The organism is Kitasatospora sp. GAS204B, assembly GCF_029892155.1.
Lineage (GTDB): Bacteria > Actinomycetota > Actinomycetes > Streptomycetales > Streptomycetaceae > Kitasatospora.
In genome coordinates this window covers 173,242-194,871 of sequence record NZ_JARZAG010000015.1, presented here as the reverse complement: position 1 = coordinate 194,871, position 21,630 = coordinate 173,242, and the positions used below count along the sequence as shown (strand labels likewise).

Annotated in this window: 18 protein-coding genes and 4 pseudogenes; 10 read left to right on the top strand and 12 right to left on the bottom strand. The window is 71.4% G+C overall.

Annotated elements, in window-relative coordinates:
• Positions 1–789: 789 nt before the first annotated feature.
• From P3T41_RS21690 to paaE, 6 genes are all read left to right on the top strand, one after another.
• Positions 790–2,139, top strand: a complete 1,350-nt coding sequence (locus tag P3T41_RS21690) for a M20 family metallopeptidase (RefSeq protein ID WP_280691643.1) — start codon at positions 790–792, stop codon at positions 2,137–2,139.
• Between the two features lie 232 nt (positions 2,140–2,371).
• Positions 2,372–3,343 (top strand): 1,2-phenylacetyl-CoA epoxidase subunit PaaA, encoded by a 972-nt coding sequence (gene paaA / locus P3T41_RS21685; RefSeq protein ID WP_280691642.1) that lies wholly within the window; start codon positions 2,372–2,374, stop codon positions 3,341–3,343.
• Positions 3,336–3,623 (top strand): 1,2-phenylacetyl-CoA epoxidase subunit PaaB, encoded by a 288-nt coding sequence (gene paaB / locus P3T41_RS21680; RefSeq protein ID WP_280691641.1) that lies wholly within the window; start codon positions 3,336–3,338, stop codon positions 3,621–3,623. The genes paaA and paaB overlap by 8 nt, the downstream gene beginning before the upstream one ends.
• A gap of 13 nt (positions 3,624–3,636) precedes the next feature.
• The gene (gene paaC / locus P3T41_RS21675; RefSeq protein ID WP_280691640.1) at positions 3,637–4,518 is read left to right on the top strand and encodes a 1,2-phenylacetyl-CoA epoxidase subunit PaaC; all 882 of its coding nucleotides are present in this window, start codon (positions 3,637–3,639) and stop codon (positions 4,516–4,518) included.
• The gene (gene paaD / locus P3T41_RS21670; protein ID WP_280691639.1) at positions 4,512–5,006 is read left to right on the top strand and encodes a 1,2-phenylacetyl-CoA epoxidase subunit PaaD; all 495 of its coding nucleotides are present in this window, start codon (positions 4,512–4,514) and stop codon (positions 5,004–5,006) included. Before paaC ends, paaD begins: the two co-directional genes overlap by 7 nt.
• Positions 5,006–6,073, top strand: coding sequence for a 1,2-phenylacetyl-CoA epoxidase subunit PaaE (gene paaE, locus P3T41_RS21665; RefSeq protein WP_280691638.1), 1,068 nt, complete (start codon positions 5,006–5,008; stop codon positions 6,071–6,073). The genes paaD and paaE overlap by 1 nt, the downstream gene beginning before the upstream one ends.
• 53 nt (positions 6,074–6,126) lie before the next feature.
• Here the strand turns inward: paaE and P3T41_RS21660 are convergent, their stop codons facing one another.
• Entirely contained in the window at positions 6,127–7,197 is a 1,071-nt protein-coding gene (locus P3T41_RS21660; protein ID WP_280691637.1) for an FAD-dependent oxidoreductase, read from the bottom strand.
• Positions 7,198–7,234: 37 nt separating this feature from the next.
• Entirely contained in the window at positions 7,235–7,606 is a 372-nt protein-coding gene (locus tag P3T41_RS21655; RefSeq protein ID WP_280691636.1) for a YbjQ family protein, read from the bottom strand.
• Between the two features lie 101 nt (positions 7,607–7,707).
• On the opposite strand from P3T41_RS21655, the gene P3T41_RS21650 reads away from it, so the two are divergent.
• Together P3T41_RS21650 and P3T41_RS21645 are read left to right on the top strand one after the other, a co-directional pair.
• The gene (locus tag P3T41_RS21650) at positions 7,708–8,628 is read left to right on the top strand and encodes a hypothetical protein (protein ID WP_280691635.1); all 921 of its coding nucleotides are present in this window, start codon (positions 7,708–7,710) and stop codon (positions 8,626–8,628) included.
• A 38-nt stretch (positions 8,629–8,666) separates the two neighbouring features.
• Positions 8,667–9,416, top strand: a complete 750-nt coding sequence (locus tag P3T41_RS21645) for a peptidyl-tRNA hydrolase (protein WP_280691634.1) — start codon at positions 8,667–8,669, stop codon at positions 9,414–9,416.
• Between the two features lie 719 nt (positions 9,417–10,135).
• Here the strand turns inward: P3T41_RS21645 and P3T41_RS21640 are convergent.
• The 3 genes from P3T41_RS21640 to P3T41_RS21630 form a co-directional block, all read right to left on the bottom strand.
• Positions 10,136–10,774 (bottom strand): hypothetical protein, encoded by a 639-nt coding sequence (locus P3T41_RS21640; RefSeq protein ID WP_280691633.1) that lies wholly within the window; start codon positions 10,772–10,774, stop codon positions 10,136–10,138.
• A 12-nt stretch (positions 10,775–10,786) separates the two neighbouring features.
• Positions 10,787–10,915, bottom strand: coding sequence for a hypothetical protein (locus P3T41_RS21635; protein WP_280691632.1), 129 nt, complete (start codon positions 10,913–10,915; stop codon positions 10,787–10,789).
• 676 nt (positions 10,916–11,591) lie between these two features.
• The gene (locus P3T41_RS21630; RefSeq protein WP_280691631.1) at positions 11,592–11,771 is read right to left on the bottom strand and encodes a hypothetical protein; all 180 of its coding nucleotides are present in this window, start codon (positions 11,769–11,771) and stop codon (positions 11,592–11,594) included.
• An 87-nt stretch (positions 11,772–11,858) separates the two neighbouring features.
• Here P3T41_RS21630 and P3T41_RS21625 point away from each other — a divergent pair, with 87 nt between their 5' ends.
• Entirely contained in the window at positions 11,859–12,245 is a 387-nt protein-coding gene (locus P3T41_RS21625; RefSeq protein ID WP_280691630.1) for a nuclear transport factor 2 family protein, read from the top strand.
• 108 nt (positions 12,246–12,353) lie between these two features.
• Here the strand turns inward: P3T41_RS21625 and P3T41_RS21620 are convergent.
• The 7 genes and pseudogenes from P3T41_RS21620 to P3T41_RS21590 form a co-directional block, all read right to left on the bottom strand.
• Positions 12,354–13,026: pseudogene (locus P3T41_RS21620) on the bottom strand (integrase core domain-containing protein); the annotation flags it as partial.
• A gap of 326 nt (positions 13,027–13,352) precedes the next feature.
• Positions 13,353–14,120, bottom strand: coding sequence for a class I SAM-dependent methyltransferase (locus P3T41_RS21615; protein WP_280691629.1), 768 nt, complete (start codon positions 14,118–14,120; stop codon positions 13,353–13,355).
• A gap of 572 nt (positions 14,121–14,692) precedes the next feature.
• Positions 14,693–14,954, bottom strand: a pseudogene (locus P3T41_RS21610) (transposase family protein); the annotation flags it as partial.
• Between the two features lie 30 nt (positions 14,955–14,984).
• Complete coding sequence (locus P3T41_RS21605) at positions 14,985–15,161, bottom strand: transposase (RefSeq protein ID WP_280691628.1); 177 nt, start codon at positions 15,159–15,161, stop codon at positions 14,985–14,987.
• Between the two features lie 1,000 nt (positions 15,162–16,161).
• Positions 16,162–16,416, bottom strand: a pseudogene (locus P3T41_RS21600) (transposase); the annotation flags it as partial.
• Between the two features lie 331 nt (positions 16,417–16,747).
• The gene (locus tag P3T41_RS21595) at positions 16,748–18,130 is read right to left on the bottom strand and encodes an MFS transporter (RefSeq protein WP_280691627.1); all 1,383 of its coding nucleotides are present in this window, start codon (positions 18,128–18,130) and stop codon (positions 16,748–16,750) included.
• 91 nt (positions 18,131–18,221) lie between these two features.
• Positions 18,222–18,392: pseudogene (locus P3T41_RS21590) on the bottom strand (trehalase-like domain-containing protein); the annotation flags it as partial.
• Between the two features lie 763 nt (positions 18,393–19,155).
• Between P3T41_RS21590 and P3T41_RS21585 the strand changes: the two are divergent.
• Positions 19,156–21,579, top strand: a complete 2,424-nt coding sequence (locus P3T41_RS21585) for a ricin-type beta-trefoil lectin domain protein (protein ID WP_280691626.1) — start codon at positions 19,156–19,158, stop codon at positions 21,577–21,579.
• Positions 21,580–21,630: the final 51 nt, after the last annotated feature.

Below are 21,630 nucleotides of genomic sequence, written 5' to 3'. Positions count from 1 at the left end.
GCGCCCGGGGCCCCCCCCCGGGGGGGCCCGGGGCCCCGGGGGGGGTGCGGGCGCTCAACCCGCGGGGGGGGGGGCGCCCCCGGCCCCCCCCGGGGGGGGCCCCCCCCCCCCCCGGGGGCGCCCCACCACCCCTGACGCGCGAACCGCTCAGCAGCCGACCCGCCCATCACCCATCCGGCGTGGATCGGTGCGCCGTTGGCGATTCGCCATGCTGAAGCGTCGCGGCGGGTCCATCGTGGAGGAGTGGGCGCGATCCGGTGACCGCGTCCGCTCCGGCCGGTCCGGGTCCGTGCGCCGCGACGTGCCAACAGCCGCGCCCCGACATCCCCGCCAGCACCGCTGGCGAGCCCGCGCACGCCCCCGGTCCGGTCCGCGGCATGGGCCACCTCGCCGGAAACCGACGCGTTCTTCTAGGCTCACTTCGGCTTCCCCTGCCACGGTGTCACCCGCACCGCAACCCGGAGGCCGCTGCCCACGGGGGTCCCGGCCGCATCGGGACCGCCGGATCGAGCGAGGAGGACGTATGTCGAGCAGTCGTTCCATCGCACCACAGACCCTTCGGCCACCCGCCGTCGTACGGCTGGCGAGCCGGCGGCCGGCCGGTCGCCGGCGCACGTCGGACAGTCCACAGTCGTCGGACGGTCCACGGCCGTCGGGCCGCTGCCCGGCGGCCGCCCCGGTCTGCTGTCCGCCGGCCGCCGGTCGGGCCCGCGCCGTGATGGCCGGCCGAGGCGGCCGCCCGGTGACGCCGGGTGCGCTGAGTACGGGCCGCGGCCGCGGAGGTGTCCGATGAGTCCGCACACCACGACGCCCACCACGACGCCCACCACGACCTCGACGTCCCCAGCCACCGCCGCCACAGCCACCACTGCCGCCACGGCCACGGTGGCCACCTCCCGGTCGGCCGTCGCCGACCCGGCCGCCGACGACGAGACGCTCCCCACGCTCCCGGGCACCCTCACCGCCCGGGCCCGTACCCTCTCCGTCGCCGTCCGCCGCCGCTGCGCGGACCTGGCCCGGATCGAGTCGCCGAGCGGCGACGCCGAGCGGCTCAACGCGCTGGCCGAGGAGCTGTCGGCCGGCTACCGGGCCACCGGCGCCGAGGTGAGCCGGGAGAAGGGCGCGGCCGGCGACCACCTGCTGCTGCACTGGCGCGGCCAGCACGAGGACCTCCCGCACCTGCTCTTCGTCGGCCATCACGACACCGTCTGGCCCGCCGGCATCCTGGCGGACTGGCCGGTGACCGAGCACGACGGTGTGCTCAGCGGCCCTGGCGTGCTCGACATGAAGGGCGGACTGGCCCTCCTCGAAGGCGCCTTCGCCCTCCTCGCCGATCTCGGCCTGCGCCCGTACCACTCGGTACGGGTGGTGGTGACCTCGGACGAGGAGGTCGGCAGCCCGGACGGCCGCCGCGTGGTGGAGCGCCAGTTCCCCGGCGCCGCCGCCGTCCTGGGCCTGGAACCGCCGCACGAGGACGGCCGGCTGAAGACCGCGCGCCGAGGGGTCAGCCGGGTCAAGCTCACCGTCACCGGGCACGAGGCGCACGCGGGCAACCATCCCGAGGACGGCACCTCGGCGGTCGACGAGTTGGTGGACCAGCTCGTCGAGATCCGCGACCAGTTGGGCCACCAGCCGGGCACCGAGCTGAACACCGGCCGGATCCGTGGCGGCACCAGGGCGAACGTGATCGCCGGGCAGGCCGAGGCCGAACTGGGCCTGCGCTTCGCCACCCCCGAGGCGCAGCGCAGCACGCTGGACAGCCTGGCCCACCTGACCGCGCTGCGTCCGGGTGCGCTGATCACCACCGAGGTGCTCTCCAGCCGGCCGGCCTGGCCCGAACGCTCCGGCGGCAACGCGCTGCTGCATCACGTGCGCACGCTGGCCGCCGCGCTCGGACAGCAGGTCGACGGCGCCCCGGCCGGCGGGGCCGGGGACACCAACCTGGCGGGCGCCCGCGGGCTGCCCACGCTGGACGGCCTGGGCGCGGTCGGCGCCGGGCCGCACGCGCGCGACGAGCGCATCGAGCTGGACCAGCTGGCGCCGCGGATCGCGCTGCTGGCCGGGCTGCTCGCGGTGCCGATGCCCCGGCTGCGGCCGCGATCGGGTGCGGCACCCGAGGCGGTGCGGCCGCGCCCCTGAGCCGGCGGCCGGCCCGGCGCCGGTCCTGAGCCGGCGTGGTGCCGGCATCGCGGCGTAGCGCCGGCACCGTGCCGGCGTCCTGCCGAGGGCGGGCCCGCAGGTCGGGCCCGCCCTCGGCGTTCTCCCGGCCGTGCCCGCGCCGTTTCGGCCGGTCAGCGGAGGGGTCCTTGTCATTGGTAGGCCGATGGCTACACAATGGAACCGACCGAACGGTCAGTCGGGAGGAATCGTCATGGTGGCAGTGCAAGCGGCCGACACCGCCGAGCCCGGGGTGCCCGCCGGGCTGGCCGAGCGCTTCGAGGCGGTGGTCGCCGCCGAGCAGCGGATCGAGCCGCGCGACTGGATGCCGGACGCGTACCGGGCCACCCTGATCCGCCAGATCGCCCAGCACGCGCACTCCGAGATCATCGGCATGCAGCCCGAGGGCAACTGGCTGACCAGGGCGCCCTCGCTGCGGCGCAAGGCGATCCTGCTCGCCAAGGCCCAGGACGAGGCAGGCCACGGCCTCTACCTCTACGCGGCGGCCGAGACCCTCGGGGTGGACCGCGCGGAGCTGACCGAGAAGCTGATCAGCGGCCGGCAGAAGTACTCCTCGATCTTCAACTACCCGACGCTGAACTTCGCCGACGTCGGCGTGATCGGCTGGCTGGTGGACGGCGCGGCGATCTGCAACCAGGTCCCGCTCTGCCGGTGCAGCTACGGTCCGTACGCGCGGGCGATGGTGCGGATCTGCAAGGAGGAGTCCTTCCACCAGCGCCAGGGCTACGAGCTGCTGATGACCCTGATGCGCGGCACCGAGGGGCAGCGGCGGATGGTCCAGGACGCGGTGGACCGCTGGTGGTGGCCGTCCCTGATGATGTTCGGCCCGCCGGACGCCGAGTCGCCGAACACCGAGCAGTCGATGGCCTGGCGGATCAAGCGCCACACCAACGACGAGCTGCGACAGCGATTTGTCGATATGACGGTGCCGCAGGCCGAGCACCTCGGCATCACCCTGCCCGACCCCGAGCTGAGGTGGAACGAGCAGCGCGGCGGCTGGGACTTCGGCGAGCCCGACTGGTCCGAGCTGATGCGGGTGATCAAGGGCCAGGGCCCGTGCAACACCCAGCGGATCGACCGCCGCCGGGCCGCCCACGAGGAGGGCGCCTGGGTCCGCGAGGCGGCCGCGGCGTATGCGAAGAAGCGTGAGGAGTCCCATGTCTGACCACACCTGGCCGCTCTACGAGGTCTTCGTCCGGCCACGGCGCGGCCTGAACCACGTCCACGTGGGTTCGCTGCACGCCCCCGACGACCGGATGGCGCTGCTCGCCGCCCGCGACCTCTACACCCGCCGCAACGAGGGGGTCAGCCTCTGGGTGGTCCGCTCGGCGGCGATCACCGCCTCCACGCCCGACGAGCGCGACCCGTTCTTCGAGCCCAGCGGCGACAAGGTCTACCGCCACCCCACCTTCTACGACATCCCCGAGGATGTCCCGCACATCTGATCCGGGGGACCCGATGACCACCGATGACCACGTCTACCTGACGCTTGCCGAGGGCGACCACGAGGCCGAGGCCCGCTGGGCGTACGGCACCGGCTTCGCCGACCCGCTGCTCGGCGTCGACACCACGGTGCCGCCGGACGTCGACGGAGCCGACCTCTCGCTCTACTGCCAGCTGCTCGGCGACGACGCGCTGATCCTCGCCCAGCGGCTGATCGAGTGGTGCACCAAGGCGCCCGAGCTGGAGGAGGAGGTGGCGCTGGCCAACCTCGGCCTCGACCTGCTCGGCCAGGCGCGCCTGCTGCTCTCCCGGGCCGGGCAGGCGGACGGCACGGGGCGCACCGAGGACGACTTCGCGTACTGGCGGGCCGAGCACGAGTTCCGCAACGTGCGCCTGGTCGAGCTGGACAACGGCGACTTCGCGTTCTCCATCGCCCGGCTGCTGCTCTTCGCCACCGCCCGCCGCGCGCTCTACCAGCGGCTGGCCGCCGCCTCGCCCGACCCGGTGCTGGCCGCCGTCGCGGCCCGCGGGGTCAAGGAGCTGGCCTACCACCAGGAGTACGCGGCCGCCTGGACCGTGCGGCTGGGCGACGGCACCGCGTACTCGGCAGCGCGGATGCAGGCCGGCCTCGATGCCGTCTGGCCGCTGCTCGACGAGCTGTTCACCGCCCACGAGGCCGAACTGCGGCTCGGGCTCGACCCGGCCGAGCTGCGCGAGCCGGTGCTGGCCGAGCTGGCCGCCGTGCTCGCCGAGGCCGAACTGACGGTGCCCACCGCCGGGCCGCTGGCCCGGATCGGCGGCAAGGCCGGGCGCGAGGGCGTGCACACCGAGGCGCTCGGGCCGCTGCTGGCCGAGCTGCAGAGCGTGGCCCGCGAGCACCCGGGGGCGACATGGTGAGCACCCTGGCCGCCCGGCACGCCGCCGAGATCGCGGGCGCCGTGCCCGACCCCGAGCTGCCCATGCTCACGCTGGCGGACCTCGGCGTGCTGTCGGAGGTCGAGCAGGACGGCGCCGCGGTGACCGCCTGGCTCACCCCGACCTACTCCGGCTGCCCAGCCGTCGCCGAGATGGCCGCCGACGTGGAACTGCGGCTGCGCGCGGCCGGTTTCACCGAGGTCCGGGTGCGGCTGCGGCTCGACCCGCCGTGGAGCACCGACCTGATCACCCCCGCCGGCCGGGCCAAGCTCGCCGCCGCCGGGATCGCCCCGCCGGGCCCGTCGTCCCCGGGGCTGCTCCAGCTGGGGCGGACCAGGCTTGCCGTCGACTGCCCGCAGTGCGGCTCGGCCGACACCGAGGAGCTGTCCAGGTTCGGCTCCACCGCCTGCAAGGCGCTCTGGCGCTGCCGGGCCTGCCGAGAGCCGTTCGAACGCATGAAGGAGATCTGATGGCGACCCGCCGCGCGCAGTTCCACCCCCTGCGGATCGCCGCGCTGGACCGGCTCTGCGACGACGCGGTGGCCGTCACCTTCGAGGTGCCCTCCGGCCTCTCCGCCGACTTCGCCTTCCGGGCAGGACAGACCCTGACGCTACGTCAACTTGCGGACGGCGCCGATGAGCGGCGCTCGTACTCGATCTGCTCCCCGGCCGGCGGCCCGCTGCGGATCGCCGTGCGCGAGGTGCCCGGCGGGCTCTTCTCCGAGCACCTGGTGCGCCGCGCGGCCGTCGGGGACACCGTCGAGGTGCTGCCGCCCAGCGGCGCCTTCACCGCCGACCTGAGCGTCCCGGCCCGTCACGTGCTGATCGCCGCCGGCTCCGGCATCACCCCGATGGTCTCGATCGCCGCCACCGTGCTGGCCGCCCACCCTTCGTCGACCGTCACGCTGCTCTACGGCAACCGGCGCAGCGACACCGTGATGTTCGCCGACGAGCTGGCCGACCTCAAGGACCGCTACCTGGACCGCTTCGAGCTGCTCCACGTCCTCTCCCGCGAGGCCAGGGACGCCGAACTGCTCAGCGGCCGCCTGGACACCGACCGGGTCAAGTCCCTGCTGGCCGCCCTGGTGGACGTCCCCGCCGTCGGCCACTGGTGGCTCTGCGGCCCGTTCGCCATGGTCGCCGAGACCCGCGAACTGCTGGGCTCACTGGGCGTCCCGCCACAGACCGTGCACCAGGAACTCTTCCACGCCGAGGACGAACCGATCACCGAGCGCGCGGACGACGAGCCGTCCGCCGAGGGCCGCAGCGAGGTCACCGTCGTCCTCGACGGCCGCCGCAGCACCCTGCGCCTGCCGCGCGACCGCAGCGTGCTGGACGGCGCCCAGCACTCCCGCCCCGACCTCCCCTTCGCCTGCAAGGGCGGCGTCTGCGGCACCTGCCGGGCGTTGGTCACCGAGGGCGAGGTGGAGATGCGCCGCAACTTCGCCCTGGACGAGAAGGAGTTGGCGGCGGGCTATGTGCTGACCTGTCAGGCGCGGCCGGTGACGGACAAGGTGACGGTGGACTACGACGCCTGAGCACGTACCGGGTTGTCCGGGAGAGTCCTGGACGGCCGGGGCCGGGAGCAGCCCTATCCGGGCTGAAGAACGGGCGTGCCGATCAGCTTCACGATCCCGTTGACCGCCGCCCGCCCCGCCCGGTTGGCGCCGATGGTGCTCGCTGACGGGCCGTAGCCGACCAGGTGGACGCGCGGGTCGGCGACCGCCTGCGTGCCGTCGAGGCGGATGCCGCCGCCCGGTTCGCGAAGGCCCAGCGGTGTCAGGTGGCTGACCTCGGGGCGGAAGCCGGTGGCCCAGATGATCGCGTCCACCTCGACTTCCTCCGTTCCCCAGGCGATCCCGTGCTCGGTCAGGTGGTCGAACATCGGGTGCCGCTGCAGCACCCCCAACTCGCGCGCCCGCTGCAGTGCCACCGAGGGGCCCAGCCCCGTCACGCTGACCACGCTGCGCACCGGCAGCCCCTGGCGCACGCGCTCCTCGACCAGGGCGACCGCCGCGCGTCCTGCCTCCGGGCTGAACGGGCCGTCGCGGAAGGCCGGTTCGCGGCGGGTCACCCAGACCGTCTCGGCGACCTCGCCGAGTTCGGCGAGCAGTTGGATCGCCGAGGCGCCGCCGCCCACCACGGCCACCTTCTGCCCCGCGAACGAGGCAGGCCCCCGGTAGTCGGCGTAGTGCAGCTGGCGGCCGGCGAAGTGGCCGGGGTAGTGGGGGAGGAAGGGGCGGGTCCAGGTGCCGGTGGCGTTGATCAGTGCGCGGGCGGACCAGCTCCCGGCGGTGGATTCCACCAGCAAGCGGTCTCCCGTGCTGTGCACCGTGCTCACCCTGACGGGGCGTACCACCGGCAGCGCGTGGCGGGCCTCGTACGCAGCGAAGTACCCCGGCACCACCTCGCGCGCGGGGGCACCCGGATCGGCCGGCGGCAGCTCGAAGTCCGGGAGGTCGTGGAAGCCGTGCACGGTGGCCATCCGCAGCGAGGGCGCGCGGTGCGCCCAGGCTCCGCCGGGTGCCTGGTCGGCGTCCAGCACCACGAAGCCGTCGAACGGGGCGAAGCCGCGTCGGCGCAGGTGGTAGGCGGCGGACAAGCCCGCCTGGCCCGCGCCGATCACGACCACGTCGACTTCGGTTGCGCCTTCAACAGTCACGTCCGTGAAACATCACGGGCGTCACCGGATGTTCCCGTCAGCCGGCCGGGTTGATCACCACCGCCGTGCCGTACGCGCAGATCTCCGTCCCGAGGTCGGCCGCCTCGGTCACGTCGAAGCGCATCGCCAGCACGGCGTTGCCGCCGCGTGCCTTGGCCTGTTCGACCAGCCTCTCCATCGCCTGGTTGCGGCTCTCCACCAGCGTCTTGGTCAGCCCTCGCAGCTCGCCGCCGAGCATCGACTTGAACGAGGCGCCGATCTGCGTCCCCACATGCCGACTTCGCACTGTGAGTCCGAACACCTCCCCGATCACCCTTTCCACCCGGTACCCCGGCACGTCGTTGGTGGTCACCACCAGCACATCCGCACCCGGCCCCGGCCCGCCACCGTACTCATCGAGATTGCTCATCCCCCCATCCTGCGGGCCCGGTCCAGCCACGTCCGGCAACCGCGCCCGAAAACCTCCACCGCACCGGTGAGTGCCGCAGCGAAAAGCCGTACCGTAGGCGCATGGGCGAGCGACGTGATCATCCGCAGGGGCCGGGCGCGACCGACAATCCGGGGGCGCTGGAGGTCGAGGCGACCGTGGTGCTCGGGATCCGGGTGACGGACTGGCCGGCACTGCGGGCCGCGGCCGTGGCGGCCGTCGAGGAGTTCGACTTCACCGGGATCGATCCCGCGAGTCAGCGGATGGAGCTGTTGCGCGAGGTCTCCGAGGACCCGCACGCCGCGCTCGGCGCGCTGCTGCATCCGGACCGGCTGATCGGCGCGGTGCCCGGGATCGAGGCGATCGGCGGGACCCTGGAGATCAGCGCCACCGAGGACTTCGCGCCGGACTTCGCCGAACTCTTCCCGCTGGACGGCGAGGACGGCGAGCCGGGCGACTGGACCCTCACCCCACGCACCGCGTGCCTGCTGCACACCCAACTGCTGGCCCTGGCGGACGCCGCCTATGACGATCTGGACGAGCACGGCGACGAGCCGGTGGCCGACGAGGACGACCAGGACTGGGCCATCTTCGCCCGCCTGCCACAGGCCAGTTGGGGCATGCACCGGTCCTGGCGCCGCGCCATGGCCCGGGCCTTCGACGACCTGGCCGAGGACCTCGGGCTCGGCGAGTGGCCGCTGCCGCGCTGCCCGGGCGAGGAGCTGGCGCTGCGCCTGGCGCTGGCCGACGCCCGCGCGTTGCTGGGCTCGCAACCCCAGGCGGTGGCCGATCTGATGGGCGACCTGCCCGCCGACCTGTACGACTACGACTGGGAAGGCTGCTCCGACGAACTGCTCGGGGTGTACGACCTGGCCGGAGCGGACTCGGAGGAGGACAGTTCGGCGCGGCTGGACACGCTGCTCTCCGCCACCCACCCCGAGGGCTGGTTCCTCCCGTACGAGGAGGCGGAGGAGCGCGAGCCGGGCCGCGGCTACCGCAGGTAGCCGACGGGACGGCTGAGCAGCGCGGGTAGCCTGTCGGGGTGACCACCTCACCTTCCGAGCCCTTCGACGCCCCGAGCCCGGCCGCCGCCCCCGTGGACCGCGACGCCAGGCCGCAGTACGTGCTGCCGCTGGTGGTCCACCTGGAGAAGGCCGACCCGCCGGCCCGCACCGACGCGTTGGAGACCTCGGCCCGCGCGGTGCTCACCCTGCTCGCCGACCCCAGGGCGAGTGGCGACGGCGAGTGGGCGGAGCTGGTGCACGCCTGGGAGGACGCCCGGATCCGCAAGGTGGTCCGGCGGGCGCGCGGTGGCGAGTGGCGCAAGACGGGAGAGCTGCCCGGCCTCACCGTCACCGGGGAGCACGCCGAGGTGCGGGTCTTCCCGCCGGTCCCGCTGGACGGTTGGCCCAAGGAGCTGGCCAAGCTGCAGGTCTCCGGCACCGAGCTGAGCGACCCGCAGGACGTGGTGCTCGCGGCCCCGGGCGAAGGCCTGCCGGTGCTCTGGCTCAACCCCGAGCTGGAGATGAGCGCCGGCAAGACCATGGCGCAGACCGGCCACGCGGCCCAGCTCGCCTGGTGGCGGCTGGACGAGGCGCAGCGCAAGGAGTGGGCGGAGAGCGGCTTCGCGCTGGCGGTGCGCACCGCGGAGCGGGCGCGCTGGAGCGAGTTGAGCGACGGACGGCTGCCGCTGGTGCGCGACGCGGGCTTCACCGAGATCGCCCCCGGGCCAACCGTTGCAGTCGAAGGCGGCACGCGCTACTGCCCCACCCCGCGCCTACGGCGCCCGTGAACGCACCACGCTGAACCCAACACGGCAGCGTAGCGGGTGAGGAGCGCGCGTTCCCGGCAGCCGCATGCCTCCGGCCGGTCCTCTCTCACTGGGCATCGCTCCCGCCGCGAAGGGTGGTCGGGGCGAAGCAGGACGCCCCGGCCACGGCGGGCACCGGTTTCAGGTGCCGTTCCGGTCGCAGCAAATTGCTGCCGCCGGAGATTGGGGTTCAAGCAATCAAGCCTTCGCCATACCGCGCGGGTCCCCCGGCACGCGTCCCAGGCACCTGGGCCCGGCCACCGTTCCTGGCATGCTCTGGTCCCCTTCGCCTTTCGGTTCCAGGTAAGCCCTCGGACCCAGCAGACCTCCCTTCGAGTCTGTCCCGCCTGCGTCGGGGATGCGTCAGAGCGCTTTGTGGCGCACTGGTTGGCCTTGACCATCAGCAGGAAGTGGGCCTTCTTCTCCTCCACCAGGAAGCGCGCGTGGGCGCGCTGGGTGTGCGGGGCGTCTGCCGTGACGGTGACCCGGTCAGGTCGTAGGGTTCCAGCAGCGAGGCGAAACACGTGATTTCGCTGGTCTGGTCGGGAACCCGCAGCTGGGTGACGGTCCGGCCGTCGCCGGTCGCCGGTCGTCGTCCGCTCCGGCGACGAGCCCTCGTTCTTCGACCTCGCGCAGCAGTGGCCCCCGGCGGGCGAGTTCGAGTCGGGCAAGGTGGAGTAGCGGCGGGCATCCGCGCCCCGCTACTCCACCAGGTGCTCGTAACCCTCCACCAGTAGCTCCCCGTACTCGAACTTCGCGCCGAGCGCCACGTACCGGTCGTACTGGGCCCTGGTGATCCCGGGCCCGTAGGCCGTGAGTTCGAGCAGGAGCAGGCGGAAGGCGAGTTCGCACGACACCTGGGTCGCCACCAGGTTGAGCGCGGGCACGACGCCGGGCACGTAGTGCCAGTTCGCGCGCAGCGCCCCCGCCAGCATGCCGGTCGAGACCAGCATGATCTCGTCCAGCACCGCCCCGGTCAGGTGGGCGTAGGCGTCCCGTGGAACGCTCGCCCGGTAGGTCGGGTCCTCCTTCAGGAGCCGCTCCTGACAGAGCTCGACGATCTGCCGCAGCCAGTCACGGCCCTCCCAGCCCTCGGCCGCCAGGTCGTGACAGCGGTCGGTGGCAGCCGACCAGAGCGCCTCGATCGCCCAGGTCGGCACGGCCGAGTCGGCCAGCCGGAGCGCGTCGACCAGCAGGGCCTGCACCACTTCCGGGGGGTTGCCGACGGCGTAGGCCCTCAGCAGGTCGAGGTCGCTCCCCCCTCGTTCCCGCCAGCCCTGCTGGAAGGTCCTGATCAGGTTGCTGAGACCGAAGTCCAGCTCGCGGTATCGCTCCGTCATGGCTCCTCCTCGCTATTTGGCCAGGGGGAAGATCGAGGCGACGATCCACCCCTTCTTGTCGGTCGGGTCAAGCCTGCTCTGGACCCGGACCGTGGTGCCGGCGTCCACGATGCCGACGGTGTCGACTCCGTTGACGGGCACCTTCTTGTAGACCTTGCCCAGGGAGGTTATCGGCTGTCCGTCCGAGCCGACCAGATCGGGCGTCGCCCTGGCAGACGGTGACGTCCGCGGGGGTGCCGGGGGAGAGGGTGATGCTGGTCGGGTTCACGGCGCCGGTGGTGAAGACGGCGCTGTGCGAACTGCTGGGCAGCCACTCGGTCTTCGTGCGGCCGAAGCCGACGACCTGGAGGCTCTCGGCCGCGCTCGGCGCGGTACTGGACACCGCGATCGGGGCCCCGTCGGTGACGGGCTGGGCGAGCCGGGCCATCACGAGGTCGCGGTCGGTGCGGGGGTCGAGCTCGGCGATGGCCAGGGTGTGGCTGCCTATGGTGGCCGTGGTCGCGGTCTTGGGCGCGCCCGAGGGCACCGTGCTGAGGTCGGCGGGGTTGTCGGCGAAGCAGCTGGCCGCGGAGAGCAGCCACTGCGGGGCGACCAGGGTGGCGGTGCAGGAGCGCGAGCCGGGGTGGCGGGGCTGGCCGACGGTGATGGTGCCGACGGCCGGAACGGAGCTGGTGGGGGCGGTGGCGGCCGGGCCGCCGGTGGCGTTGAGCTCCAGCAGGGTGGTGGGCGCCGGTGGAGGTGCCTTCGCCGACCGGGGTCCAGGCGTTCTTGGCGATGTCGACGCTGGTGACGGTGCCCGCGGTGTTCAGGGTGGCCTTCAGGGCGTGGTCGTCGCCGTCCGGCTGTACAGCTGCACCAGGTTCCCACCTGACGCGCAGTCGGTGAGCAGGATGTGCCCGTCACCCGACTTGAGGGTGATGTTCTGGGAGGCCAGGATCTGCGCCGCCCCGGGGTAGCTGAAGTCCTCCACCGCCGAGGGCGGCGTGGCCGGAAACATTGCCGTCCTGGTCGGCAGCCTGCTGGCGACGGTGGGCGGGCCGCGAGCAGCGGCTCGCACCCGGGTGGCTCGGGTACTGTGCCTGGCATGGACACCGATCAGGCCAGTGCGTCGACCGAGGACCTGCGCTCCGCCGAACGCTGTCTGCAGGCCGCGCAACTTGCCGCCGACGTCACCGCACTTGACGCCCTGCTCGACGACCGCCTGGTCTTCACCGGACCGGACGGGCGCACGTACGCGAAGGACGACGACCTGGAGCTCCAGCGGAGCGGCCGACAGCGCCTCACCCGTGTCGACGAGGAGGACCTTGCCGTCCTGGTCGTGGGCCCGACCGGTGTCACCTGGTTCCTCGGCACGCTCGCCGGAACCTTCGAGGGACGGGAGTTCACCGCGCGCGTGCGCTACACGCGCACCTGGGTCCACACGCCCCGCGGCGGATGGCGCGTCATCGCGGCGCACGTCGGCCCCGCGTAGGGCAGGTCCGGCACGGGCCCGCGTCGCTGCGGCGGCGTCATGGCTGCCCAGCGGTGCGGTGGGGCGCCAGCGCGAGGTTGTAGGTGCCAAGAACCACGTCCGTGCTGGTCACGCTGCATGTTGGTATTCGTGCAGAATGCCGCCGAGGCGCTCGCGTCGGCGGACGTCGAGGTGGGTGAGCCCGGTCGGGTTCGGCGACGGGTTCGGGCAGTGGGTGTAGGGGCGCGGCGCTGGCGAGGCTGCGGTGGGGTCTGTGCGTGTTGTAGAACTGCTCGTACTCGCGTAGCGCGTGGAGTAGGTGGTTCTGGTTCCAGATGAGGGTGCGGTCGAGGAGCTCGGTTCGGCAGGACCGCACCCAGCGCTCCATGATCGCGTTCATCCGCGGCATTCGGATGCCGGTCTGGACGACCTCGATGCCCTCGGCCCGCAGGACGGCGTCGAAAGCGGCTGGGTAGCGGACGTCCCGGTCCCGGATCAGGAACTTCACCCTGGTGCCCGTGTCCTGAAGGTCCATGACCATGTTCCGAGCGAGCTGGGTCGTCCAGGCCGCGGTCGGGTGGGCGGTCGCGCCGAGGACCCGCACGCGCCGGGTGGCATGCTCGATCACCGCGAGGACGGTCACAGTCGCCCCGGTCAGTGTCCTGGTCTCGAAGAAGTCGGCGGCGAGGATGGCGTGGGCTTGGGAGCGGAGGAACGGCGCCCAGGTGGTGTGGTCGCGTTCGGGTGCGGGGTCGATGCCGTGCTCCTTGAGAATGTTCCACACGGTGGAGGCGGCGTCCTTGTCGCGGTCGCTCATCGGCAGGAGCCGTATCAAGATGAACACACTTGTCAAGGCCAGGTAGGGCAGTCGCAGCAACACCGGACCATCCTGGAACCGACCGGAACCAGCTGGCAAACACCGAGCGAGACCTCCGCTGTCACTCGACCGGCCGGCCTCGCGACAGTGTCCATACGTCAACTGACCAGCACGGACGTGGTTCTTGGCACCTACAGCGTCGAGTCCGCGTCGCGGGTGGGACCGGACCGGCGTGAGTACGTGCGGCACCTCGACAACCTCAACGATCGGTCGGTAGACCACCACGCTGGGAAGCCGAGGCTGCTCGCCCCTCAGCTCACGGGAACGAGGGTCAGGTAGGCCAGGCCCATGACGCCGCGATAGCCCCGGAGCCACATGGCGCGGTGGCGGTCGACACGGTTGCGGGTCTCCTTCGCCACGGGGTGGTCGGGGTGGGCGGCAAGCCATTCCTCGACGTCGGACTGGTAGGCGGACTCGAAGTCGTCCCATTCGTCGAGGTTCGCGGTTTCGATCCAGGCGGGGCGAAAGCCCGCGGCGATGGCGAGGTCGACGAGATCGGGGAGGTCGTGGAACTCAGCGGGGGAGGCATCGGGCCACATGGCCGACAAATCGCTTGGAGTGGGCGTGCGTTGCCAGAAGCTCTCGCCGAGAAGGACACGGCCGCCCGGGGTGACCAGGCGGCGAAGAGCGCGCAGGGCGGCAGTCGTGTGCTCAGGTGGCTGGGCGTCGCTGAGTGCGTGGCTGGCGCTGAAGCAGAGAACGAGGTCGGCGGGGCCATGGGCGGTGTCGACGGCGGACTCCTGGACGAAGCGGACGCGCTCGGCCAGCCCGCGGGCCTCAGCGTTGGCGCGCCCGCGGGCGAGGTCGTCCTCATTGAGATCGATGCCGACGCCGGTCGCACCGGGCGTCGCCTCGAGGAGGCGGAGCATGAACTCGCCCCAGCCGCAGCCGATGTCGAGCACGGTGACCGGGGTGGCTTGGGCGCTGAGCCGGCGGATCATCCTGGCGGCCCGGTCCTCGGAGAGCGGGCCGTGGAAGGTGAGCCGGGTCAGCCGCGGCGGGGCGGTGGTGTCATCCATGAGCCAGAACGGTAGGGCTGGCTCAGCTGTCGGCGACACCGGTTTTCCGTGCGGCGGTGCCAGGGCGGGCAGTCGACGGCTACCTCGCCAGCACTGGTCTGACCATGGGCAGCTGACCGACATCACGAATTCAACTTCAGTAGCGGCCGGGGTCGTCCGGGCCGGCTATGGCGGAGCGGGTCCGGGCTGATGACTTCCCTGCCAAGTCAACGTGTTGAGCCACGCAGGCCGGAGCGAGGTTGCTGAGGGGGCTCGTCCGGCTAGCCCCTCAGCAACCCCAAGATCAGTCGCTTTCCACGCGCTGATCAGTGGCGGAGAACGCACGGGGCCCCGAGCCGTGTGACAATAACGCACTCAAGGCTGTCTCGTAACTCGGCTGGCAGCATTGGGGCATGCGCCTGGCCGAGCGTTCTGACCTCAGTCGGCGAGCGCGAGGTTGTGCATGCGGGCGACGCGGCTGGCGGCCCAGTAGACGGCCGGGCCCCTACGCCGGCACGCGCGGAGGATCTTCCGGCGGCGTGTTCGACCCGTGCCCGTACTCGGCGGTGGGAGCGGTTGGCGTCCTTCTGCCGATCGATGATCCGGTGGGCAGCTGTCGGTGAGACACCGAACAGCGGTGCCAGTTGGCGCATCGTCAGGTTCGTCCGGTAGTGGACCGCGACCAGCAGCACCCTGTCCTGCAGGGACAGCGCCCACGGCCGGCCCGGCCTGGATGGGTCCAGTGCCCGGCCGCCGCGGTACTTCACCGCCTGGACCCAAGCGCCTGAACTGGGCCGGGCGTAGCCCGGTGAGCACCTCGATGAGCTCACGACGCTCCGCCGACAGCACCTGCACACCCAGACCAGCGCCACGCAGCCTACGGAGTTACGAGACAGCCTTTAGAACGGGCATCGCCCGCCACTTGACGCCGTTGTCGACGAGGTAGCGAATCGCGTCCAGTATCGCGCGATGGCAGTACCCTTCGGGCTGGCCGCCCCGCCCGCGTAGCCATCGCGGCACCGGCAGCAGCGGTCGGGCCGCTGCCCATTCAGCGTCGGCCATGTCCGACGGGTAGCGTCGCACACGTTCCCCGTGATTTGGCCGCGTTCCCGTACACGTGCGCGAGACAATCACACTGCCAGGCAGCCGAGTTGGACGCTTGCGAGGGTGGTACGGAAGACTGCGGCACAGAGCCTCCTGCTGCGCGTGGACTTCGACACCCACGAGCTGTGCAGGATGCCCTCTCTCCATGCGCGTACGGGCCGGAGATCCCCCAACCGGGCGACAGGCGTAGAGCCGCGGGTTTCCAAGATCAGCAGCGGACTTCCTGTTATCAGTCGGGGCCGCAGGCAGTCTCGGCGGCTGTGAGCCACCCGAGGTACCAACTGGCGAAGTCCAGTGGGAAGCCGTCGGCGTCGTGCATCGGATGAAGATCCATGCCGTTGCAGCGATCGTCACGCCACATTCGGCCGCGTTCCGATCCAGTGACGACCAGCCAGACCACCATCCCGCAGCCCTCATCACACAGGCAAAGCGCCCCGGCTGTCCGGCGCGGATCGTACTGCACCTCGCCCAGACGCTCCTCCCACACCTCAAAGGCCGCGTCGAGATCGGCGAGGTCGTCGAAGTCCTCCCGCAACGGCCGCTCAGCCAGGATCTCAACCGTTGCCACCGGGTCCGTCCCTCCTGGAAACAGCTCGGCGAACATGCCCGGCTCGACCTCCTCAAGGAGCTCTCCGACCCAGTGCCAGCCTGCAGAACCATCGCGCCGCACCGGGAGAATGCCGTAAGCCGGACCAGCCCCGCCAGCTCCGACATGCAGCAGGAACGAGCGATAGTCCTTGGGCAGATCAACATCCAGCCACGCCTCGAGGTTGGCCACCTCGGCGGCAGCCAGAGGGTCATCGAGCGCAAAGCCGTGGGCCCTCGCCCCGAACACCTTGTCGCTGCCCGGCACTGCGGCAAGTGCCAGAATCCGATCACGCACCCCGGTCCAGTCGGTCATGGCGCCCGACCCTACCGGCCACCGCCGGCGCTGGCCGGCCTGGGTGGGCGACACCGACCGGCGGGAGTGCTTGGGCACGATCTGCGGCTCGAACGTGCCGGCCCGGTCTCTGGGAACTGCGAGCTCGACCGCGCCGATCTCGGTGAGCACCCTCTTGCGGGAGGCGCCGTTGCGGTGGTTGCCCGAACCGGCTCCGCCCGGCTCACCCTTCTCGTAGCCGAGGTGATCGCTCATCTCGGCCTCCAGCGCGGCCTGCAGGACCTGCCGGGTGATCGAGGCCAGCGGGCCATCCTCGCCGGTCAGCGACACGCCCTCGGCCCTGGCCCGCTCGATCAACTCCCGACCCAGACGGACATCCAGGCCCTGCGCGGGCGCCCGCTCGATCTCCCCGGAGATCTTCCGCTCCGTCAGTTCACTCTCGGACCCTCGTGATCCTCTCCGGCCGGACTCGCAGCTCCGGCCTGCCCTGGATCACCAGGTCGCATACAAGATCTCAGACAGTCCCGCGAAAAGGACGTGGTCAGCCCGTCAGGCAGCCGGATCCCGTGTTGGTGGGTTCCAGGCCGACGGGGCTCGACGGCCCCTCACGGGTCAGTCGACAGTGCTCGCGGACTCGGAGAAACGCGACCGGATGTGGCGGCGTCTAGGGTGCGGGGGTGTGTGGCAGGAAGACGGTGGCGGTGAGGCCGATGAGTCCGACGGCTGCCAGGGTGATCATGGCAGCGGCGTAGGCGTGGCTGGTGAGGCCGGCGACGAGGATGGTGCCGGCGATGGCGGTGCCGAGTGAGGACCCGAGGTTCGACACGCTGCGGGACAGGCCGGAGATCTCGCCCTGGCGTTCCTCGGTGAAGCTCGACTGGACGATGTTGACCGAGGGGGTGAGCATCACGCCCAGGCCCAGGCCGATCAGGAGCAGTCCGGGGGCGAAGGCCCAGGGGCTGGGCGAGCCGGCGACGATGAGGATGAGGACGATGATCCCGGTGATCGAGGTGGCGAATCCCGTCAGGATGAGGGTGCGTTGGGCGTGCCGCTTCGCGAGGCGTTCGGCGGCCAGGGAGGTGGTGAGGATGCCGAGGGTGGCGGCGGTGAAGATCACGCCGGTCTGGATCGCGTCGTATCCGCGCACGACCTGCAGGTAGGAGGCGACGGTGAAGGACACGCCCATCAGGAGCAGCCACTGGGTGTTCTGGGTGACGAGCCCGAGGTTGGAGACGCGGCTGCGGAACAGGCTGGTGGACAGCAGCGGCTCCTTGCCGGCTCGTTCCCGGGCGCGGACCCAGAGGAAGAAGCCGGTCAGGAGGAGCGCGCCGAGGACGAGCAGGGCCAGCATCAGCCAGACGTTGTTGTCCGCGGCCAGGATGCCGGTGACGACGAGGACGAGTCCGAGGGCGGACAGGACGGTGCCGACGGTGTCGAAGGGGCGGGTCGGGTCCGGCGGCAGGGGGTCCTGGATCCGGCGGCTGAGGATGATGATCACGACGATGACCAGGGCCTGGAAGACGAAGGCGGCGCGCCAGCTGAGGGCCGAGGTGATGAGTCCGCCGAGCAGCGGGCCGGCCGCCGCGCCGATGCCGCCGAGCGCCATGATCGTGCCGAAGGAGCGGGCGCGTGAGGTCAGGTCGGTGAAGAGCAGCGTGGTGAGGATGTAGACGGGTGGGATGAGCAGGGCGGTGCCGACGCCTTCGAGGATGGAGTTGCCGAGGATGAGGACGCCCAGGCCCGGTGCTGCGGCGCTGAGCAGTGCGCCGACGCCGTAGACGATGAGGCCGGTGAGCAGGCACCGCTTGCGGCCGTAGCGGTCGGTCAGTTTGCCGCCGGGGATCATCAGGGCGGCCATCACCAGCAGGAAGACGGTGATCGCCACCTGCACGCCCTGCACGGTGGTGTCGAGGTCCTCGCTGATGTCGTTGATCATCACGTTCATGTTGGAGCCGGCGAAGCTGCAGATGAACTGGGCGAGGGCGAGCGGGGCGATGATCCGCCGACCGGCGGCGGGTGTGCGTGGGACCGGGGTGGCGTCAGACATCGGCGTCACCGCGCTCGGCCCTGTCGAGTTGCTCGTCGAGGGCGATGGCCGCGGCGACCACGACCGGCTCCTGCCCGCCCGGCAGGTGGGCGGACAGCCGGCAGTAGCCACCGCGTTCGCTGTCGAGCAGCGAGGCGAACACGCTGGGAGAGTCGAACCGCGGCGCGCACCACCAGTCGATGGTCCCGTCGGAGGACATCAGCGCGGCACTCTGGAAATCGCCGGGCATTCCGTGATCGGCAATCGCCGGGTAGGCACTCATAGGAAGGCTCCCTCGTTCGATCGGGTCCGCCCACGGCGCCCCTGCACCGGCGCCGGCCGCGCCAGTGCGCCCCTTTGCCAGGGCACCTCGGTCACGTCGTGACACGGCTGCGCGCCCGGGCCACCGCTCGTCCACGGTGGTCCGCCGGGGCCGCGCCTCGATGAACGCGGCGGGCGCGCCACCGTGGAAAGCGCGTCTCCGGGTGTGCTCGTACCCTTTCACCACGCTCGCGGCCGAGCAGGACCGACGCGCGGGGGTGTCGCCCGCCCGGGCTGCCACCAGGCTCGACAGAACGGTGGGTTCAGGGCCACTCCCGTTGTCACCGTCATCCAACCGCCCAGAGCGCAGACCCCACCGGCAGGGCCACCATCCGCCGGGCCGAGGCAGGACAGGTCGGGGCAGCATGAGTGGCTCATCGTCGAGGCTGCAGTCAGTCTGATCGGCGAGGGCTCCAGGACGTCCAATTAGTAAAATGTCAAATGGCACGAAACGGTCTTTGTTCGAACGGGGCCGAGAGTGGTGCTCGGCATCAGCAATTGTCTAGACATCGCTCGGCAGCTGCTGTGGTCATCGACGGGCGCCTCCCTCGACTTTCCGTCAACTTCTGCTGGTGGATGCCTTGGTGAGGGTGTGCCGGTCGCCGCGGATGGTCGGATGCGCGTACGCGACCGTATTTGTTTGAACTTGTTGACTCTTGCTCAGTTAGCCTTCATATTGAGCAGGTCTGAACCCAATCCCCCACCCTCACCCCTGGAGTCCCCCCATGGGTCGCAGCGTCATGCCCGCAAGACTCCGTACAGCCTTCGGTGCAGCCCTGCTCCTTCTCGGCTGCACCGCCCTCGGCACGCCGGCTGCCGCCGAAGCCGCCGCCCCCGTCCCCGCCGCGGCCGCCCCTGCCCCCGCCACGGCCGTGGCGCTCAGCGGCATCAAGCCCGGTCTGACCTTCGACGGTGTCGGCGCCATCTCGGGCGGCGGTGGCAACTCCCGTCTGCTGGTCGACTATCCGGAGCCGCAGCGTAGCCAGCTGCTCGACTACCTCTTCAAACCCGGCTACGGAGCCTCGCTGCAGGTCCTGAAGCTGGAGATCGGCGGTGACACCAACTCGACCGACGGCGCCGAGCCGAGCATCGAGCACACCATGGGCACCGTCGACTGCAATCAGGGTTACGAGTGGTGGCTGGCCGAGCAGGCCCAGGCCCGTAACCCGAATATCAAGTTCTACGGCCTGTCCTGGGGTGCACCGGGCTGGATCGGCGGCGGCAACTTCTGGTCCCAGGACACCATCGACTACCTGATGTCCTGGATGGGTTGCGCCGCGCAGCACCACCTGAACGTGTCCTATCTGGGCGGCTGGAACGAGCGCGGTTACGACAAGACCTGGTACGAGAACCTCAAGTCGGCGCTCATCAAGCATGGTTACTCCGGAACCAAGGTGGTCGCCGCGGACAGCGACTGGTCGGTGGCGGACGACATGGCCACGGATCCGGCGTTCAAGAAGGCCGTGGACGTCGTCGGGGTCCACTACCCCTGCGGCTACCTCGGCTCCTTTTCCTCCTGCCCGAGCACCGCGAACGCGCAGTCGCTCGGCAAGCCGCTGTGGGCCAGTGAGAACGGTTCCGAGGACGCGAACGGCGGCGCCCCGGCGGTGGCCCGGGCGATCAACCGGGACTACCTCGACGGCAGGATGACCTCGTATATCAACTGGCCGGTCATCGCCGCGCTCTACCCCAACCTCTACTTCTCCGGCGACGGTATGTCGATCGCCGACCAGCCCTGGTCCGGCAACTACGCGATCGGCAAGACCACTTGGGTCACCGCGCACACCACCCAGTTCGCCCAGCCCGGCTGGCACTACATCGACTCGGCCAGCGGCTACCTCGGCGGAAACCGCGGCAACGGCAGCTACGTGACGCTCAAGTCGCCCACCACCAAGGACTACAGCACGGTCATCGAGACCATGGACGCCACCACCGCGCAGACCGCGAACTTCACCGTCTCCGGCGGCCTGTCCACCGGCAAGGTGCACGTCTGGGCCACCGACCTCAACTCCACCGACCCCGCCGCCTGGTTCGTCCACCAGCAGGACGTCACCCCCAGCGGCGGCAAGTACACGCTCACCCTCCGGCCCGGCTACGTGTACACCGTGACCACCACCACCGGCCAGGGCAAGGGCACCGCCACCCCGCCGGCCCCCGCCGCGCTCCAACTCCCATACAGGGACGACTTCGAGACGCCGGCCACCACCACCTCGCCCAAGTACTTCACCGACATGAACGGTGCCTTCCAGACCGTCCCCTGCGGCGGCGGCCGCACCGGCAGCTGCCTGCGCCAGATGACCCCGACCACGCCGATCCGCTGGACCGACGAGCCCTACGACGCCCCGTACACCGTCATGGGTGACGGCAGTTGGAGCAACTACACGGTCAGCGCCGACACCATGTTCGAGCAGCCGGGCACCATCGAACTGCTCGGGCGGGTCAACCAGCAGGGCCGCAACAACAACGGCCTGAACGCCTACCACCTGCGGGTCAGTGACACCGGCGCCTGGTCCATCGACAAGAGCGACACCAGCTGGAACTTCACCACCCTCGCCAGCGGCACCACCGCCAAGGCGCTGGGCACCGCCAGCTGGCACACCGTCAGTCTCACCATGCAGGGCACCACCCTGTCCGCCACGGTGGACGGGGTCGTGGTCGGCAGCTCCATCGACGCCAGCTTCACCAACGGCCAGGCCGGCCTCGGCGTGACCGCCTACCAGACCGACCAGTTCGACGACTTCGCCCTCACCCCCGGCACACCCGGCACCCAGACCGGCGCGGTCGCCTCCGCCCTGCCCGGCAAGTGCCTGGACGCCAACGGCGATTCCACCGTCAACGGCACCGCCGTGCAGCTCTGGGACTGCAACGGCGGTGACTCGCAGGCGTGGACCTGGGAGAACGGCACCCTGACCCACGGCGGCAAGTGCCTCGACGTCACCGGCCAGGGCACGGCCAACGGCAGCCTGGCGGAGCTCTGGGAGTGCAACGGCGGCGCGAACCAGCAGTGGACGCCGCAGGCGGACGGCACCCTGAAGGGCGCCCAGTCCGGCCGCTGCCTGGACGATCCGGCCGCTTCCCTCACCAACGGCACCCAGCTGGAGATCTGGGACTGCAACGGCGGCGCCAACCAGCGGTGGACGCTGCCGTAACGTCCGCGCGCCGGCCGGGCGGGCGGGCCCGAACCGCCCGCCAGGCCCGCG

Bases quoted from the DNA above. Each gene is read 5' to 3' on its own strand.
- P3T41_RS21690 (WP_280691643.1), top strand. From the start codon at position 790: ATGAGTCCGCACACCACGACGCCCACCACGACGCCCACCACGACCTCG.
- paaA (WP_280691642.1), top strand. From the start codon at position 2,372: ATGGTGGCAGTGCAAGCGGCCGACACCGCCGAGCCCGGGGTGCCCGCC.
- paaB (WP_280691641.1), top strand. From the start codon at position 3,336: ATGTCTGACCACACCTGGCCGCTCTACGAGGTCTTCGTCCGGCCACGG.
- paaC (WP_280691640.1), top strand. From the start codon at position 3,637: ATGACCACCGATGACCACGTCTACCTGACGCTTGCCGAGGGCGACCAC.
- paaD (WP_280691639.1), top strand. From the start codon at position 4,512: ATGGTGAGCACCCTGGCCGCCCGGCACGCCGCCGAGATCGCGGGCGCC.
- paaE (WP_280691638.1), top strand. From the start codon at position 5,006: ATGGCGACCCGCCGCGCGCAGTTCCACCCCCTGCGGATCGCCGCGCTG.
- P3T41_RS21655 (WP_280691636.1), bottom strand. From the start codon at position 7,606: ATGAGCAATCTCGATGAGTACGGTGGCGGGCCGGGGCCGGGTGCGGAT.
- P3T41_RS21650 (WP_280691635.1), top strand. From the start codon at position 7,708: ATGGGCGAGCGACGTGATCATCCGCAGGGGCCGGGCGCGACCGACAAT.
- P3T41_RS21640 (WP_280691633.1), bottom strand. From the start codon at position 10,774: ATGACGGAGCGATACCGCGAGCTGGACTTCGGTCTCAGCAACCTGATC.
- P3T41_RS21630 (WP_280691631.1), bottom strand. From the start codon at position 11,771: ATGTTTCCGGCCACGCCGCCCTCGGCGGTGGAGGACTTCAGCTACCCC.
- P3T41_RS21625 (WP_280691630.1), top strand. From the start codon at position 11,859: ATGGACACCGATCAGGCCAGTGCGTCGACCGAGGACCTGCGCTCCGCC.
- P3T41_RS21615 (WP_280691629.1), bottom strand. From the start codon at position 14,120: ATGGATGACACCACCGCCCCGCCGCGGCTGACCCGGCTCACCTTCCAC.
- P3T41_RS21605 (WP_280691628.1), bottom strand. From the start codon at position 15,161: ATGGCCGACGCTGAATGGGCAGCGGCCCGACCGCTGCTGCCGGTGCCG.
- P3T41_RS21595 (WP_280691627.1), bottom strand. From the start codon at position 18,130: ATGTCTGACGCCACCCCGGTCCCACGCACACCCGCCGCCGGTCGGCGG.
- P3T41_RS21585 (WP_280691626.1), top strand. From the start codon at position 19,156: ATGGGTCGCAGCGTCATGCCCGCAAGACTCCGTACAGCCTTCGGTGCA.